Genomic DNA, 15,641 nt, shown 5'->3' with positions numbered 1-15,641 from the left:
GGCGCTGATTGGCTTGTGCTTGCTGTGGGCTGCGCCTGTGCGTTCCCTGGACCTGATGGGCGGGGACTTCCGGTTGCACGGCTTTGCCTCCCTGACACTGGTGAACACCACGGATAATAATTTCTTTGGGTACAGCGACGACCGGGTGGACAGGAATTTCACGGAAGTGGGTATGAATGCATCGTGGCGCCTGACTTCCGATGTGCAGCTGGCAGCCGAGCTGCTCTCACATCGGGCTGGTGGCACCGATGATGGTAGAGTGCGGGTCGACTACGGCTTGATCGACTGGACGCCACTATCGAGAGAAGAGGGACGCGCGGGGATTCGTCTGGGACGGATCAAAACTGCCTACGGTTTGTACAACAAGACCCGCGATGTGCCGTTCACCCGCCCCAGCATCATTCTGCCCCAATCGATCTATTTCGAGAGGACACGCAATCTGACGGTGTCGGCCGACGGAGCAGAGATCTACGCAGAGCGCTATGGTGATGCCGGGAGCATGTTCGCCAGTTTTGCTTACGGTCAGCCCCAGACCGATACGGATGCTGCCAAGGTGGCTCTGGTCGGCTTGCATCGACCCGGCAATCTGGATTCCAGTCTGGCGCCGGATTTGCAGGTCTTCTACGAGGGATCTGGCGGGATGTATCGTCTGGGCTTGACCGCTACTCGCCTCGACCTGCGCTACAAACCGGGCTTTGGCGACCGCCTGCAGGCCGGGCGATTCAAGCTGACGCCACTGATTCTGTCCGCACAGTTCAACGCCGAGAACTGGAGCCTGACCAGCGAATACGCTTTCCGACGAACTTCTGTCTCGGACTTTGGCCGCTTTTTCTACAATGGCACTGCCGATGGTCGAAGCTATTATCTGCAGGGGAGCTACCGCCTGGCCCCCCGGTGGGAGGCTTTGCTGCGTTACGACGCCTATTACGCCGACAACCATGATCGTGATGGCAAGAGATTTGCCGCAGCCACCGGGATACCGGGTTTTACACGCTTTGCCAAGGACTGGACGGCAGGGCTTCGTTTTGACGTCACCCCACAGTTCATGTTGCGCGCTGAAGTGCACCGAGTTGACGGTACGGGTTTCCTGGCGGTACAGGACAATCCGGACACGCAGGCTTTGCGTCGCTACTGGGACAACTTCATGCTGCAAGCCTCCTTCCGCTTTTAGTCACCGGTGATGCTGGATCGTCATTCCGCGTCGCAAGCGCGCAGCGGTTACAGATTCCTCAGCCTCAGGTGGAAGATCCTGCTGACCCTGGGTGTGGTGATGCTGTCGGTCAATGGGGCGCTGTCCTGGCTCCATTTTCACGACTTGACGACGCGTTTCGAATTGCAGCGTGCGGAGGCTCGCAAGCGCCTCGTTCTGCAGGCCTTTACCTTGCGCGATGACTTCGGGCAACGCCTGCAGGGTCTCGCGGGTGTTCTGGCTGCGCTTGATTCTGTCGGAGTGAGCCTGTTCCAGACGCCGCACGGACATGAGTTGCTGCGAAATCACTTCGATAGCCACTGGGCAGCCCTGCAACTCGGCCTGGGTATCGACTCCTTGCAGGTGTATGCGAAGACCGGTCCGCCGCTGGCCAGTTGGCCCAGCGATGTTCTGGCTGATCCGGATCATGATGCAGAGGTGCGTGCCGTCATTGAGAGTGAGCGAGCCATGCACTGGACGCGCTGCCGGCAGGTATGTACAGAGTTTGCGGCAGCACCGATTCTGTCGTCTGGTCGGGTTGCTGGGGTGGTGGTCCTTGGCAGCTCACCAGCCGAGGTGATCAACTCATTTCCAAGTGTGTCTGGTGGCGCTGATCTAGGCATCCTGATCCCGACGCCGCCTGTGGCGGGAGGTGCCGTGGACGAGACCTTCCTGCCACAGGTGGGCTTGCGGGTGATCGAGTTGAGCAGCAAGGGAAAAGATCGGGCCTTGCTTCATCAATTGACGTCGATTCCCCCGATTCTTCACCCCAGTGGCCATGCCCATCTCTCGCTGACTTACAACGGCAAGCAGTTCGAATTGTTATTTCTGGCATTGGATGCTCCAAGGGGAGGGCCATTCCCGGCGATGATGGTGGTCATAGATGATCTGACCGAAGCCCTGGCCGACATTCGCCAATCGGTCTTGAGCCGCTTACAGGGCGAGTTGCTGGTTTCGTTGCTGTCGCTGCTATTGCTGTCGCTGCTGGTACACGCACCACTGCAGCGCATGACCAAGGCCGTGCTGGCAATACCCCTGCTCGGTCGCCGGGCCTTTAACGAGGCACGCGCGCGCATTGCGCCACGTGCTCGGCGTTTGCTCGATGACGAAATCGACAACCTGGCTGAAGCGGCAATCTCCCTGTCGTATCGACTGGAGACCTTGGAGGCCGAAGTGGCAGCGCATTCTGCAGCGACCCAGAGAATGTTGCAGCGGATATCGGTCGAACGCGATTTTAGCAAGAGCCTTCTCGACACCGCACAAGTCATCATTCTGACGCAGTCCGCAGACGGTCGAATCCGCACACTGAATCGATACGGGCGTTTGTTGTTCGGTTGCGATGAGGAAATGCTACCTGGCAAGCGTTTCTTCGAGTTACTCGGTCCGGCCGGATCATCACCGGCATCACCTGTTCAGCAGGCCTTGCGCGACATCGCCGCAGGAATTCGTCGGCACGTGCAGACAGAGTCGATTCTGCTGGGCACGAGCGGTCAAACCTATGAAATCACTTGGAGCCATTCTCGCCTGTCTGGCCATTCTGGTGACGCGATGATGATTCTCTCGGTTGGGGTAGACCATACCGAACGCAAACGCGCCGAGTCGCACGTCAACTATCTGGCTGAACACGACCCGCTGACCGGTCTGATCAATCGACAGCATTTTCAGAACGAGCTCGATCAAACGCTGATCAGCGCGCGTCGTTCAGGGCACGATGGGGCATTGCTGTATCTCGACCTCGACGAGTTCAGATACGTTAACGACGTCAGTGGCCATCAGGCAGGAGACGCCCTGTTGCGTATCGTCGCCGACCAAGTCAGCAACGTGGCACGCGCCAGCGATCTGCTGGGGAGACTGGGCGGCGACGAACTGGGTCTCCTGTTGCATGAATGCGACCAGGACGGAGCCATTCAGGTGGCCGAGAAGATCAACAAGCGCCTTGCCGAAATCAAATTCCCGGAACTAGGAGCAAACCATCGGATTTCCGCCAGTATAGGGATTGTGGTCTTTTCCGAGGCGAAAATGGATGTCAAGGAGCTTCTGGCCAATGCCGACATCGCCATGTATCAGGCCAAGGCCAAAGGCGGGGGAGGTTGGCACCTCTATTCCGAGGGTGAGGGTGAACAGGAGAAGATACAGGAGCGCTTGCATTGGAAGGAGATGATCAACCGTTCCCTGGTGGATGGGGGATTTGTCGTCCATTACCAGCCGATTCAAGATATCCGTGCGCGGCAGGTCAGTCATTACGAGGCGCTGGTGCGCATGCGGGATTCCGACGGGTCGCTGATTCCGCCTGGAGCGTTCATGGAGGTCGCCGAAAACAGTGGCTTGATACGCGAGATCGATCGTCACGTGATTGATCAGGTATTTGGCAAAATGTTGTCCTTGTTTGCCGTCGGGAGAGACTATAAGTTCTCGATCAACCTGTCAGGCGTCAGCATTAACGATGCCAGAATGTTGTCCTTCATTCGCGAAGAGCTTGCCCGCAACCCAATGCTGTCCAGTCATGTCGTCTTTGAAATCACCGAAACGGCTGCCGTGTCGGATTTTTCAGCTGCCCGCGCGTTCATGCAGGCTGTGCGTGAACTGGGTTGTTCGTTTTCGCTCGACGATTTTGGTGTAGGATTTTCATCATTCAATTATATCAAGCAATTACCTGTTGATTACGTGAAGATCGACGGATCGTTTGTGCGCACGCTGGTCGACAGTCCAGACGATCAGGTCTTTGTCCGGGCACTGACCGAGGTGGCACGAGGATTTGGCAAGAAGACTGTCGCCGAGTTCGTTGAAGACGAACGCGCGTTGAACATGTTGCGCAGTTTTGGTGTGGACTACGCACAAGGGTATTTCATCGGCAAGCCGGCGCAGGATGTGATCTGAATGCGTATGGCGCGCGCGGGGGCATGTACTGTCAATGATATAATCCTTGCCAATCCTGCCTTTTCCTGCCTACCATCCGCCAAGAATGCCGCTGTTTACGCTTGGTATCAACCACCACACAGCTCCTCTGTCGGTCCGTGAGCAGGTGGCCTTTCACGCGGAAAGGGTGCACCAGGCGTTGACCGACCTGACACGCGGAAATTCGGTTCAGGAGGCAGCGATTCTTTCGACCTGTAACCGTACCGAGGTTTACTTCGCCACCGATGTACCAGAGGCAGCAAGCCAGTGGCTGGCGGACTATCATCGCCTAGCCCGCCACGAAATCGAGCCATACCTCTACACCTATCCCGAACGTGATGCTGTTCGCCATGCCTTCAGGGTGGCTAGTGGACTCGATTCGATGGTTCTGGGTGAACCACAGATTCTCGGCCAGATGAAGGAGGCTGTACGTGTGGCCGAGGAAGCTGGCACCCTTGGCACAACCTTGCATAAACTTTTCCAGCATTCGTTTGCTGTCGCAAAGGAGGTGCGCTCGACCACGGCGATTGGTGTCAACGTCGTTTCCATGGCTGCCGCCGCAGTGCGCCTAGCCGAGCGCATCTTCGAGCGGATCTCCGATCAGAAGCTCCTGTTGATTGGCGCCGGCGAGATGATCGAGCTGTGCGCCAGACATTTCGCGGTACAACGGCCGAAACAGGTGCTCATTGCAAACCGAACGGTGGAGCGCGGCCAATCGCTTGCTGACCGTTTTGGCGGAACGGCGATCAGGCTCGAAGAGCTTGGCGAGAGATTGTCGCAGTTCGATATCATCATTTCCTGTACAGCTAGTCCGCTGCCAATCATTGGTCTGGGCATGGTCGAGCGTGCCATCAAGATGCGTCGTCACCGCCCGATGTTCATGGTCGATCTCGCAGTCCCGCGCGATATCGAGATCGAGGTGGGCGAAATGGACGATGTTTTCCTGTATACGGTTGATGATCTCGCTCAGTTGGTCGCGTCGGGACTCGAGTCGCGTCAGGCAGCAGTCGTTGACGCAGAGGCAATCATTGCCGAGCGTGTCGATGGATTCCTACGCTGGTTGGCAACGCGTGGTACAGTGCCGGTCATTCGCGCGCTGCGCGACGCGACTGAACGATCGCGTCGGCACGAAATGGAGCATGCACTCAAGTTGTTGGCCAAAGGAGACGACCCGGCGCGTGTGCTAGAGCAATTTTCTCTCCGCCTGACCAACAAGTTCCTGCACGCACCAACGCAGGCGCTGAGCCATGCCGCTGGAGACCGGGACGACTTGCCGCTTCTGGCAGCCCAGCTTTTTCACTTGCATGTGGACTCCCATCTCGGCAAATGAGAATGGATCTTTTACTGGCGTACCAACTCCCAGAAGATTTTCTTCACGGCCTTTTTGCCTGAACCGCTGCCTGAACCGCTGCCTGAACCGATTTTCTATGAACCAGAGTATTCGCGACAAACTTGAGCATCTGACCGGTCGTCTCTACGAGCTCGATCGCATGCTGGCCAGCGGCGAGGCGACACGTGACATGGACGAGTACCGGAAGCTATCGCGCGAGCATGCCGAACTCGGTCCGGTGGTTTCCCTTTACCAGGCTTGGCGACAGCTCCGGTCCGATCTGTGTGCGGGGCTGGATATGCTGGCTGATCCAGAGATGCGGGAATTGGCTGAAGCCGAAGTGGCAGGGGCCAGGGAGCGCCTACCGGAGATCGAGGCAGAACTGCAAAAACTGTTGCTGCCAAAGGACGCCAAGGATGATCGCAATGTCTTTCTCGAAATTCGCGCCGGCACAGGCGGTGACGAGTCGGCATTGTTTGCAGGCAATCTGTTCCGAATGTACACGCGTTACGCCGAGCGCCGGGGTTGGCAAGTGGAGGTCATTTCCGCAAGCATTTCGGACCTCGGTGGGTACAGGGAAGTCATTGCGCGTATCATCGGCCAGGGTGTTTACTCCAGACTCAAGTTCGAGTCAGGTGCTCATCGTGTGCAGCGTGTTCCGGATACCGAGACGCAAGGCCGTATCCACACGTCCGCCTGTACTGTGGCGGTGATGCCCGAGGCCGACGCGCTAGAGGAGGTGCAGATCAACCCGACCGAGATTCGCATTGACACCTATCGAGCTTCGGGGGCTGGTGGGCAGCACATTAACAAGACCGATTCGGCCGTACGCATCACTCATCTGCCGACGGGCATTGTCGTGGAATGTCAGGATGATCGCTCGCAGCACAAGAACAAGGCACAGGCCTTGTCAGTACTGGTTGCGCGTATCAGGGACATGCAGGAGCGCGAGCAACATGCGAACATCGCGTCGGCACGCAGGAATCTGATTGGCAGTGGTGATCGCTCGGAGCGAATTCGAACCTATAATTTCCCGCAGGGGCGAGTGACCGACCACCGCATCAACCTGACGTTATACAAGCTCGAGGCCGTCATGGACGGTGATCTCGATGACCTGATTGCTGCGCTGACTGCCGAGTATCAGGCTGATCAGTTGGCGATGCTCGCCGAGAGCGCGTGAAGCGATCGCTCTGACTCTGATGCCGCGCTTTGTGCAATGGCCTGCGTCAATGGGTCTGCGCTGAATGTTGCAGCCGCTGGTGATGTGCATCGGCGAGGCTTGGCGCGTAGCCAGCCTGAGTATTGATCGTCTGGATGCGCGTTTGCTCGTCCAGCACGTCGCCGGCTGTACACATGTCGATCTGCTGGTCCGCCCGGAGCGAGCGTTGTCGACTGATCAGTTGGCGCGACTCTGGGTACTCGTCAAGCGTCGTTCTGACGGGGAACCATTGGCGTATCTGGTGAATTCGGCAGCATTTTATGCGCTTGAGTTTCTTGTCACCCCAGCGGTTCTGATTCCGCGCCCAGAAACGGAACTGCTGGTCGAACTGGCGATCGAACGACTGCAGCCATTAAAGGCGCCTCGGATCGTAGACCTCGGTACGGGTTGCGGGGTCTTGGCGGTGACCCTCAAATACCTGCGCTCGGCGGCCATCGTCAGTGCGGTAGACTTGTCTCCTGCGGCGCTTGAGGTGGCCCGCATCAATGCCGCGCGGCATGCAGTCGAGGTCAATTTCCTTGCGGGCGACTGGTACGCACCACTCGGCGGAGCACGTTTCGACTTGATCGTTGCCAACCCACCTTATGTTGAGTATGCGGATCCGCATCTTCAGCAGAACGGTCTTCCCTTTGAGCCGCTGATGGCACTCAGCGATGGGATCAGTGGTGGCGACGGTCTGGCCTGTGTTCGTGCAATCGTCGTCGGTGCAGCCGGACATCTGCTGCCGGATGGCTGGCTATTGATCGAACACGGTTACAATCAGGCAGCTAGAGTGCGCGATTTGTTGTGGAGTGCAGGTTTTTCCAAGGTGGCTTCCTGGCCGGATCTGTCGAAGGTCGAAAGAGTCAGCGGTGGTTGTCTGTATTGACGAGGGGGTGGCCAATCGGTACACTAATTCGATGATTTTTATCAACTATAGAAATGGCGAGGTGTTGTGATGGATGTGCAGCAACTGATCAAAGAGCAGGTCACCAATAACCCAGTGGTCCTCTATATGAAGGGGACTCCACAATTTCCACAGTGTGGTTTTTCTGCGGTTACCGTACAAATTCTGAAGGCCTGTGGAGTTTCCGGCTTTCTCAGCGTGAATGTGCTGGAAAATGCTGAGATTCGCAACGGTATCAAGGAATATGCTAACTGGCCCACGATCCCGCAGCTTTACGTGCACGGCGAGTTTATCGGTGGCTGCGACATCATGCGCGAGATGTATGAAGAGGGTGAATTGCAGAAACTGTTCGAAGGTCTCATCGACCCGGTCTGATCCGGGTGGTACTGATGCCAATTGCGCGGCGGCGGGTGGCGTGGCGAGTCATGAAAGTTAGAGAGTTCTAATATATATTTTGAGACGGCTTGCAGGGCAAGTGCTTACCGCACGACAATACCTGCACGATAATCACAGCGGCAATGACTGATGGTCTAGGCAAGAGATGAGTACTGTATGGTCGAGGTGGCAATACCTCTTGGCCCCGGTCGGCGTATCCCTGCTCTCGGCTTGTGCTGGTTACAGTGGCTGGGGTTTGCAGCCCGGTGTGACGACCTTGCCGGAAGTAGTGGCGACAATGGGAACGCCGGCACTCCGCTGGAAGAATGCTAACGGCAGCGAGCAACTGGCCTATCCGCGCGGGCCAGCAGGAACCCAGACGTTCATGGTCTTCATTGCTCCGGATGGGCGGCTGCAGCAGATTGAAGCGGTGCTCGACATGGAGCATTTTGCTCGTATCGAGCCTGGAAAAAGCGACCAGGAATCGGTGCTACGCCTGATCGGTCCACCTGCTCCACAGTGGACCGCCTATTTCAAGGAACGCGACGAACTGGTCTGGGAGTGGCAGTATTGCGATGCCTGGAATCAGCTCGCACGCTTCGACGTGCTGTTCGATGCCACCACCGGCATCGTTCGCACGAGTTATCAAAGGCAGGCACTCATGGGAGCCAACGGTGTGGCCCCGTTTTGCGGTCACTAGCCATTCGCTGGTGGGTGCCGCAGTGTGGGCATGGGATGGGTACCCTTTCAGAAGGACACCAGACGAACGTTCGCCGACGTCAGGCGCTCGCTGAGTACAGCAAGGAAAGACTGGTAGAAATGCATTCGACAGGCAGCGGAAGAATCCTGTAAAGCGCTTTCGGTAATCCTCACCAGCTTGCTATCGGTCAGGGCAATGATATCCGCGCCGCGCACCGAGTTCGCTTTGCCGATCACCGCCATCTCACCAAAGCACTCTCCTGTGGTCAGCAGATCAAGGATCATGCCGTTCTTGAGGACCTTCAGTTCACCTTCGGCGAGGAAATAGAAACAGTCGCCGGCCTTGCCGTCCTGAATGATCACCTCGCCGGGTGAAACGCGATTCCATTCAGAAAAACGCACGATTTCCCAGAGTTCGACATCAGAGAAATCCGCGAAGAAGGCGAACGAACGCAGGGTGTCGAACTTTTCGACATCGACCATCTGCTCGGCTGGGATGTTCAACCTCCGGCCGCGGCAAGCCTGCGCCAGATCGTGTGCAAACTCTGCCCAACTGGGGTAACGGTTCTCGAGTTTCTTGCTCATCGCACGCGCAACGATGGCGTCGAGCGAGGCAGGAATGTCCGCGCGTAGCGCTGAAGGTCGGCGTGGCTCCGAGTTGATGATTTGGTAGATCAGGTCGTAACTGTTGCGAGCCTGAAAAGGTAGTTGCCCGGTCAGCAACTGATACATGACAACACCTAGAGAGTAGATGTCGGCTTGGTGATCGAGGGTATGATCTTTCACCTGTTGCGGCGACATGTAGGCGGGTGACCCCATGCCGAGAATCAGGGTGCGGTCGGGTGAGCCGATGATCGCAGCGCCAAAATCCGAGATCTTGATCTCGCCTACGTCCGGGTCGAAGCCCGAGACGAGAATATTGGCAGGCTTGATGTCACGATGAATGATACCGGCCCGGAACGCGAAATCGAGCGCTCGCGTGCATTTGAAAATGATCTCGACGACTCGAGCGTACGACAGCAGTCGGTTGGCTGTACAAGCCGCCTCCAGCGTGCTGCCTGCCACATATTCCATGACGATGTAGCAGAGATGGTCGTCGACCACCGCGTCGTAAGTCTGGACGATGTGTGGGTGTGACAGTTTGCCGACCAGCGCCGCCTCATTGAGAAAGATGTGCGTGTATAGCCTGCCCCGTTTTGGGTCTCTCAGAATGTCCGGAAATGCGATCTTGACCGCGACCTCGCGTTTGCTGAAAGGGTCGTTCCCGAGGTAGACGGTAGAAGTCGCACCCCGTCCGATTTCCCGGACAAGTTCGTATTTGCCGATCTTCTCCATGTCAGCCTCGTCGGTGGGCTTAATGTGGAAGTCGCGTCAGCGACTCACGAAACTCCCCTCCCGGCTCGTTGGGGAGGGATCGGTGGGGGAGAGGGGGAGTTCGCAGAGCCTGCTCTGCGCCCCTCGAACGATTCCGGCGAGCAAGCCGGAATGCGCCCTGCAAGGCAGGGAAACGGTCATGACTTGGATGATCGGGGGGTGGAAAAGTCACGTTAGCCGCAACGCGCGCGCGCGATCGCCGCCAGAACCTGTTCCGGGGCAGTGCCGCCCACATGGCGGCGTGCCGCCAGCGATCCCTCGATAGTCAGTACCGTAGAAACATCGTCACCAATCAGCGGAGATACGCGCTGCAGCTCTTCGAGCGAAAGTTGCGCCAGGTCGATGCCAAGTTCCTCTGCGCGACGCACGGCCAGGCCGACTGCTGCGTGGGCATCGCGGAAGGGCAGGCCCCTGCGGGTCAGATAGTCAGCCAGGTCGGTGGCCGTGGCAAATCCCTGGCGCAAGGCATCACGCATGTTCTCAGGGTGGGCGGTGATACTGGGAATCATCTCGATAAAGATGCGCAAGGTGTCGGTGAGCGTGTCAACGGTGTCGAACAGCGGTTCCTTGTCTTCCTGGTTGTCCTTGTTGTAGGCCAGAGGCTGGCCCTTCATCAGCGTCAGCAAGGCCATCAGGTGACCGTAGATGCGGCCGGTCTTGCCGCGCGCCAACTCGGGTACGTCGGGATTCCGCTTTTGGGGCATGATCGAGCTGCCGGTGCAGAATCGATCGGCGAGCTTGATGAAGCCGAAACGAGGATTCATCCACAGGACCAGTTCTTCGGACAGGCGTGAGAGGTGCATCATCAGTAATGCGCCGGCGGCACAGAATTCGATCGCGAAGTCGCGGTCGGCAACGGCATCGAGCGAGTTTTCGCAAACACCGTCGAAACCCAACAAATCGGCTACGAACTGTCGGTCAATTGGATAAGAGGTGCCAGCCAGGGCAGCCGCACCGAGTGGCAAACGGTTGGTTCGTCGGCGACAGTCGGCCAGGCGTTCGGCGTCGCGTCGCACCATTTCGAAATAGGCTAGCAGATGATGGCCGAAGGTAATCGGCTGCGCGACCTGGAGGTGGGTGAAGCCAGGCAGTGCCGTGGCCGCTTCCTTTTCAGCAAGATCAAGCAGCCTGCTCTGGAACTCGCCAAGCAGGCTGGCGATGTCATCGATTGCATCACGAAGATAGAGACGAATGTCGGTGGCAACCTGATCATTGCGTGAGCGGCCGGTATGCAGACGCTTGCCAGCATCGCCGACGAGCGTAGTCAGGCGTTTCTCGATGTTCAGGTGTAGGTCTTCAAGGTCGAGTGACCAAACGAAACTGCCAGACTCGATTTCGTGCACTACCTGCGCCATACCGCGCTCAATGTCGGCCAGGTCATCAGTACTGATGATGTTCTGTCGGGCCAGCATCGTGGCGTGTGCCAGAGAGGCACGGATGTCTTGACGCCACATCCGCTGGTCGAAATCGACCGATGCCGTGTAACGCTTGACAAGGTCGGACATCGGCTCGGAGAAGCGGCCGGCCCATGTATAGAGTGAAGAATCTGATTGGCTCATAAGGTACAGGTTACTAGGCTAAAATCACTCGTAGAACCTTGTACAGGCACCACTTCGATTAATGGCAAGTATAAAGCAAAACCTGGATGGTCAGCTGTTGCCGGACTTTCGTAATGCCGGAGTCATGCTGCGTATCCTGCTAGGGGTAAACTTGCTGGCAGTGCTCGCAGCCCTGGTACAGAGCGACGGGATCAGCGACAGCGTCCAACGTTACTGTGACATGGCGATTTGGGTGCAACCCTTGCTGCTCATCAACCTGACCCTTCTGGCGCTGTTCGGGAACCTGCTGCGGCGTTTTTCCATTTGGATCGGGCGGGCGCTGGTGGTGATTCAGTCCGCCGCTTCCGCGATCCTTCTAACCGATCTCTGGCGTTTTCTGACCTTCGACGAAGGGAGTTGGGCGCACCTGCTGAAAGCCGGTCTGCTCGGTAGCGCAGCGGCGGCGTTGATGCTCTCCTACTTGGCCTTGCGCGCCAGCGCCTTGTCGCCAGCGCTCGTCGAAGCGCGCCTGCAATCGCTGACCGCGCGCATCCGACCACATTTCCTGTTCAACAGTCTAAATGCCATCATCTCGTTGATTCGTCTTGATCCGAGGCGTGCCGAGACGGCTCTTGAAGAGTTGGCTGAACTCTTTCGGGCGCTCATGCGAGACCATCGGGAACTGATCCCATTGGCCGACGAGATGGCCTTGTGTCGGCAGTATCTTGACCTTGAAAAGCTGCGTCTTGGGGATCGTTTGAACGTCGCATGGGAAGTGACTGATCTGGTGGTTGATCTCAAGGTGCCGCCACTGATGGTGCAACCATTGCTGGAGAATGCCGTTTATCATGGAATCGAACCTTCCGGAGAGGGCGGCACGATCGGTATTCGAGTACTGCGACGTGGCGATGAATTGCACATCGATCTCGTCAATCCCTGTGATGTCGACACCGAGCATCAACACGGCAACCACATGGCGCTTGATAATATTCGCGAGCGGCTGGCACTGTATTACGATCTGGAGGCTCGCATCGAGACCGGTGAGGTACTCCTTGCTGGCGGTCAGCGCGAATATCGGGTGCACATCGTTCTCCCTTGTCGGGGGCTCTCGCCATGATTCCCGTAGTTTGTCCCAGCCCGCTTGCCGTGATGATTGTCGATGATGAAGCGCCCGCGCGTACGCGCTTGCGAGATCTGCTGGCTGATCTTGCGCCGGAGCTGCCCAACGAACTCGTTGCCGAAGCAGAAAATGGCTTCCGTGCCCTGGCGGCGATCGCCAGCCGAAGGGTTGACGTTGCCCTGATTGACATTCAGATGCCCAGGATGGACGGCATTGCGCTCGCCTGTCGTCTGTCGGAACTTGCACGGCCACCGGCGGTGATCTTTGTGACGGCCTTTGAAGCGTACGCGGTGCAAGCCTTCGAACTCAACGTCGTGGACTATCTGTTGAAACCAGTACGGGCGAAACGTTTGCTTACCGCGTTGCAGAAGGTTCGACCACATCCTATGCGTATGCCGGTACCGCTTGCATCTCTGCAGCAAACGGCCCGCAGCCACCTCTCTTGTCACGAACGTGGTCGTCTGTTGCTGATTCCAGTAGCGGAGGTCATTTACCTTAAAGCTGATCTGAAATACGTCACGGCGCGCACCCGTGATCGGGAATACCTGCTCGACGAGTCACTGACCCATCTCGAGCAGGAGTTTGGCGAGCAGTTCATTCGCTTGCATCGCAGTGTTCTGGTAGCTAGGGAAACGATTATCGGTTTCGAAAAGAGCAGCTCCGACGATGCCGAGACGCAGTGGCAGGCAATGCTGCGCGACATTCCTGAACGGCTTCCGATCAGTCGCAGACAGTGGCCTCTGGTCAAGTCCTGCGCTCATCATTTGACTCCCTGAGCGTCCGATCAGGCTCTGTCCATCGATCCATCATCGATTCATGGTGCCGGCTTGAACCAGTCTAGTTTCTGCTGTAGACGCACCACTGTTCCAACGATGATCAGCGCCGGAGAGGTGATGCCGGTGGCCGCGACCTTCGCCGGCAAAGTCGCCAGATCGGCAGTCAGCACGCGTTGCCGGCGCGTCGTACCGTTCTGGACGACCGCAGCAGGGTGGTCCTCGGGCAATCCGTGGGCGATCATCTGCTGGCAGATTTCGGCGAGGCCGCCAATGCCCATGTAGAAGACAACCGTCAGCCGTGGACGTGCCAGCAATGGCCAATCGAGATTGATGGTGCCGTCCTTGAGATGGCCGGTTGCGAAGGCTACCGCCTGTGCATGATCTCGATGTGTCAACGGGATGCCAGCGTAAGCGGCGCAGCCAGCGGCCGCAGTCACTCCCGGCACCACCTCGAAGGCGATTCCCGAGTCGACCAGCGTTTCGATTTCCTCGCCGCCACGCCCGAAAATAAAGGGATCTCCCCCTTTGAGGCGGACGACCTGCTTGCCCGCGCGTGCCAGGCGCACCAGCAACTGGTTGAGTTCATGCTGCGGTACGCTGTGCCGTGAACGTTCCTTGCCGGCATAGATCATTTCTGCGTCAGGTCGCGCCAGTTCAAGGACGCCATCGGCAATCAGATGGTCGTAGACAATGGCGTCCGCTTCGCCGATCAGCCGCGCAGCACGCAGTGTCAACAGGTCGAGATTGCCGGGCCCGCTGCCGATGATGTACACGGTTCCGCTGGGCGTTGACGAAGAGGTCTGAGTCATTCCGGTGTTTCCAATCATTAACATCAATCGAGGTATTCGGTATCAGTCCGGCGGCAAAGCGGAGTCTGGGCGAACGGCATCCGGCGAGAGTATCGGCGGCTGGTTTGTTTCCTCTGGCGAAAGCGCCTGCTCACGTGGTACTGCATCCGGCGAGAGTACCGGATCGGGGTGGGTCTCTTGTGGAGAGAGCGCACGCTCGGGAGGCACCGCGCTGGGGGCGAGCGCCGGTTCAGGATGGGTTTCCCCGGGCGATAGTGCAGGATCGGGACGCACTGCACCGTCACTCGTGTATGTTTGCGAATGCGCGTTTGACAGGCTGAGCAAGGCGAGCATGCCAGTCAGCATCGCCACCGATAGGCGTTGACGGTTCGACATCAATGTTATTTCCTCTTTGGCATAGCGCCGGGAATCCGGTAAGTACGGAGAACCCTTCCTTGGCGACTGTAGCGCGTGCCCAGCAAACGGTCAATGAGCAGAAGTCCACCGCTGGCAGCCGATTCCCTCTGAAACGCAGGGCAATCGCTTATGAAAATGTCATTATGATAATAATGGTTAACCCTTATCTGCTGATGATCGACGTACTTGCTGACCATCCCCCGGGTCCACCAGGCCAACCAGGCCGATGCCGCAAGACCGCCGCGGACAACCGAAGCGATGGCCGGAGCAGGGAGGAGGGTTTCGCTGGGCAGGCAGGCGTACTGGGGGTAGATGCGGCGCCCGACGAAGAACTCGGCAGGGACGATGAGTTTTTCGGTCACATCCTCGCCGATCTGCTCCAGCGCCTGACCACATTGCCCAAAGGGGCAGGTTGATGGCTTGTGTAAGTGCTCAACACGGGGCAACTGCTCAGGAAAGGGCAGACGGCCGCCGCTTTCGCGTTTCAGCTTCTCGGTGGGTGGTTGATGCGGCCCCATTGCGGCTGCCTGGCGCGGTTCGTTCAGGCGGGCTTTGCAGGCAGCAAGGCCGGTGGCCCGGGTTTTGTCGAAGAGGTTCCGCTCGGCAGCGGCCATGGACTTGCTCTTAACGCCGCATTTTATACGCTGCAAAGAGGCCAGCCCGAGGGGCAACTTCTCGATCTTGGCATAGCGCCAGGGAACTGGTTTTGACCTGTTCGAGCAGCTCGCCAAGCCGCTTCTCTGCCCAGAACAGTTGTTTCGGCGAGGGAGAGAAGGGGGCAAGTCCGCTCGCTCAAACTACGACGAATGATACCCCAATTATTCATCATAAAGGATCGAAGTGACGGATTCTGCATGAGTTTTTCTCGAGAAGTCGAGTATCTAGATCTGCCCGTGGGCGGGTACAGGAGAGTCAGGATGTGGTCAGAGGCTGTGATCTTTTTACTTCTGCGCCACAATCGGCGCGACCGGACGCCGGCGCCAGCCTGGGGCGAAGCATGCTGAATGCATGTCTTGACTAGCAGCCTGTCGGACT

Annotated in this window: 14 protein-coding genes; 9 read left to right on the top strand and 5 right to left on the bottom strand. The window is 57.8% G+C overall.

The window, feature by feature from the left end:
- Positions 1 to 37: 37 nt before the first annotated feature.
- The 7 genes from AW06_RS08115 (at position 38) to AW06_RS08085 (ending at position 8,594) form a co-directional block, all read left to right on the top strand.
- Positions 38 to 1,171 carry a hypothetical protein gene (locus tag AW06_RS08115; RefSeq protein WP_273704513.1) on the top strand — a complete coding sequence of 378 codons (1,134 nt, stop codon included), beginning with the start codon at positions 38 to 40 and terminating at the stop codon, positions 1,169 to 1,171.
- 9 nt (positions 1,172 to 1,180) lie between these two features.
- A complete protein-coding gene (locus AW06_RS08110; RefSeq protein ID WP_046534911.1) occupies positions 1,181 to 4,066 on the top strand; it encodes an EAL domain-containing protein in 2,886 nt (961 codons plus the stop codon).
- Positions 4,067 to 4,151: 85 nt separating this feature from the next.
- On the top strand, positions 4,152 to 5,414 hold the full coding sequence (hemA, locus tag AW06_RS08105) for a glutamyl-tRNA reductase (RefSeq protein WP_034948565.1): 1,263 nt from the start codon (positions 4,152 to 4,154) through the stop codon (positions 5,412 to 5,414).
- A 97-nt stretch (positions 5,415 to 5,511) separates the two neighbouring features.
- Complete coding sequence (prfA, locus tag AW06_RS08100) at positions 5,512 to 6,594, top strand: peptide chain release factor 1 (protein WP_034948447.1); 1,083 nt, start codon at positions 5,512 to 5,514, stop codon at positions 6,592 to 6,594.
- A gap of 64 nt (positions 6,595 to 6,658) precedes the next feature.
- Positions 6,659 to 7,501, top strand: coding sequence for a peptide chain release factor N(5)-glutamine methyltransferase (prmC, locus tag AW06_RS08095; RefSeq protein WP_246148403.1), 843 nt, complete (start codon positions 6,659 to 6,661; stop codon positions 7,499 to 7,501).
- Positions 7,502 to 7,570: 69 nt separating this feature from the next.
- Entirely contained in the window at positions 7,571 to 7,894 is a 324-nt protein-coding gene (gene grxD / locus AW06_RS08090; RefSeq protein ID WP_034948444.1) for a Grx4 family monothiol glutaredoxin, read from the top strand.
- A gap of 166 nt (positions 7,895 to 8,060) precedes the next feature.
- Positions 8,061 to 8,594 carry a hypothetical protein gene (locus AW06_RS08085; protein WP_034948441.1) on the top strand — a complete coding sequence of 178 codons (534 nt, stop codon included), beginning with the start codon at positions 8,061 to 8,063 and terminating at the stop codon, positions 8,592 to 8,594.
- Positions 8,595 to 8,641: 47 nt separating this feature from the next.
- Here the strand turns inward: AW06_RS08085 and AW06_RS08080 are convergent, their stop codons facing one another.
- Together AW06_RS08080 and argH are read right to left on the bottom strand one after the other, a co-directional pair.
- Entirely contained in the window at positions 8,642 to 9,928 is a 1,287-nt protein-coding gene (locus AW06_RS08080; RefSeq protein ID WP_034948439.1) for a serine/threonine-protein kinase, read from the bottom strand.
- A gap of 212 nt (positions 9,929 to 10,140) precedes the next feature.
- Complete coding sequence (argH, locus tag AW06_RS08075) at positions 10,141 to 11,526, bottom strand: argininosuccinate lyase (protein ID WP_034948437.1); 1,386 nt, start codon at positions 11,524 to 11,526, stop codon at positions 10,141 to 10,143.
- A 97-nt stretch (positions 11,527 to 11,623) separates the two neighbouring features.
- Here argH and AW06_RS08070 point away from each other — a divergent pair, with 97 nt between their 5' ends.
- Together AW06_RS08070 and AW06_RS08065 are read left to right on the top strand one after the other, a co-directional pair.
- On the top strand, positions 11,624 to 12,622 hold the full coding sequence (locus AW06_RS08070; protein ID WP_246148400.1) for a histidine kinase: 999 nt from the start codon (positions 11,624 to 11,626) through the stop codon (positions 12,620 to 12,622).
- Positions 12,619 to 13,401: a LytTR family DNA-binding domain-containing protein gene (locus AW06_RS08065; RefSeq protein ID WP_034948435.1), complete on the top strand. Its 783-nt coding sequence runs from the start codon at positions 12,619 to 12,621 to the stop codon at positions 13,399 to 13,401. Before AW06_RS08070 ends, AW06_RS08065 begins: the two co-directional genes overlap by 4 nt.
- A 38-nt stretch (positions 13,402 to 13,439) precedes the next feature.
- Here the strand turns inward: AW06_RS08065 and cobA are convergent, their stop codons facing one another.
- The 3 genes from cobA to AW06_RS08055 are packed head-to-tail and all read right to left on the bottom strand — an operon-like array spanning position 13,440 to position 15,220.
- Complete coding sequence (gene cobA / locus AW06_RS08060; protein ID WP_034948432.1) at positions 13,440 to 14,210, bottom strand: uroporphyrinogen-III C-methyltransferase; 771 nt, start codon at positions 14,208 to 14,210, stop codon at positions 13,440 to 13,442.
- Between the two features lie 42 nt (positions 14,211 to 14,252).
- Positions 14,253 to 14,585, bottom strand: coding sequence for a hypothetical protein (locus AW06_RS20180; RefSeq protein ID WP_046535901.1), 333 nt, complete (start codon positions 14,583 to 14,585; stop codon positions 14,253 to 14,255).
- Positions 14,586 to 14,590: 5 nt separating this feature from the next.
- Positions 14,591 to 15,220 (bottom strand): IS66 family transposase zinc-finger binding domain-containing protein, encoded by a 630-nt coding sequence (locus AW06_RS08055; protein ID WP_273704512.1) that lies wholly within the window; start codon positions 15,218 to 15,220, stop codon positions 14,591 to 14,593.
- Between the last annotated feature and the right edge of the window lie 421 nt (positions 15,221 to 15,641).

Source organism: Candidatus Accumulibacter cognatus (genome assembly GCF_000584975.1).
Lineage (GTDB): Bacteria > Pseudomonadota > Gammaproteobacteria > Burkholderiales > Rhodocyclaceae > Accumulibacter > Accumulibacter cognatus.
Note: the sequence above shows the minus strand (reverse complement) of the source record. Positions and strands in the feature narration are given on the sequence as shown.

What these genes read in the sequence shown, in the direction of transcription:
- AW06_RS08110 (WP_046534911.1), top strand. Translation starts at nt 1,181, where the DNA reads ATGCTGGATCGTCATTCCGCGTCGCAAGCGCGCAGCGGTTACAGATTC.
- hemA (WP_034948565.1), top strand. Translation starts at nt 4,152, where the DNA reads ATGCCGCTGTTTACGCTTGGTATCAACCACCACACAGCTCCTCTGTCG.
- prfA (WP_034948447.1), top strand. Translation starts at nt 5,512, where the DNA reads ATGAACCAGAGTATTCGCGACAAACTTGAGCATCTGACCGGTCGTCTC.
- prmC (WP_246148403.1), top strand. Translation starts at nt 6,659, where the DNA reads ATGTTGCAGCCGCTGGTGATGTGCATCGGCGAGGCTTGGCGCGTAGCC.
- grxD (WP_034948444.1), top strand. Translation starts at nt 7,571, where the DNA reads ATGGATGTGCAGCAACTGATCAAAGAGCAGGTCACCAATAACCCAGTG.
- AW06_RS08085 (WP_034948441.1), top strand. Translation starts at nt 8,061, where the DNA reads ATGAGTACTGTATGGTCGAGGTGGCAATACCTCTTGGCCCCGGTCGGC.
- AW06_RS08080 (WP_034948439.1), bottom strand. Translation starts at nt 9,928, where the DNA reads ATGGAGAAGATCGGCAAATACGAACTTGTCCGGGAAATCGGACGGGGT.
- argH (WP_034948437.1), bottom strand. Translation starts at nt 11,526, where the DNA reads ATGAGCCAATCAGATTCTTCACTCTATACATGGGCCGGCCGCTTCTCC.
- AW06_RS08065 (WP_034948435.1), top strand. Translation starts at nt 12,619, where the DNA reads ATGATTCCCGTAGTTTGTCCCAGCCCGCTTGCCGTGATGATTGTCGAT.
- cobA (WP_034948432.1), bottom strand. Translation starts at nt 14,210, where the DNA reads ATGACTCAGACCTCTTCGTCAACGCCCAGCGGAACCGTGTACATCATC.
- AW06_RS20180 (WP_046535901.1), bottom strand. Translation starts at nt 14,585, where the DNA reads ATGTCGAACCGTCAACGCCTATCGGTGGCGATGCTGACTGGCATGCTC.
- AW06_RS08055 (WP_273704512.1), bottom strand. Translation starts at nt 15,220, where the DNA reads ATGGCCGCTGCCGAGCGGAACCTCTTCGACAAAACCCGGGCCACCGGC.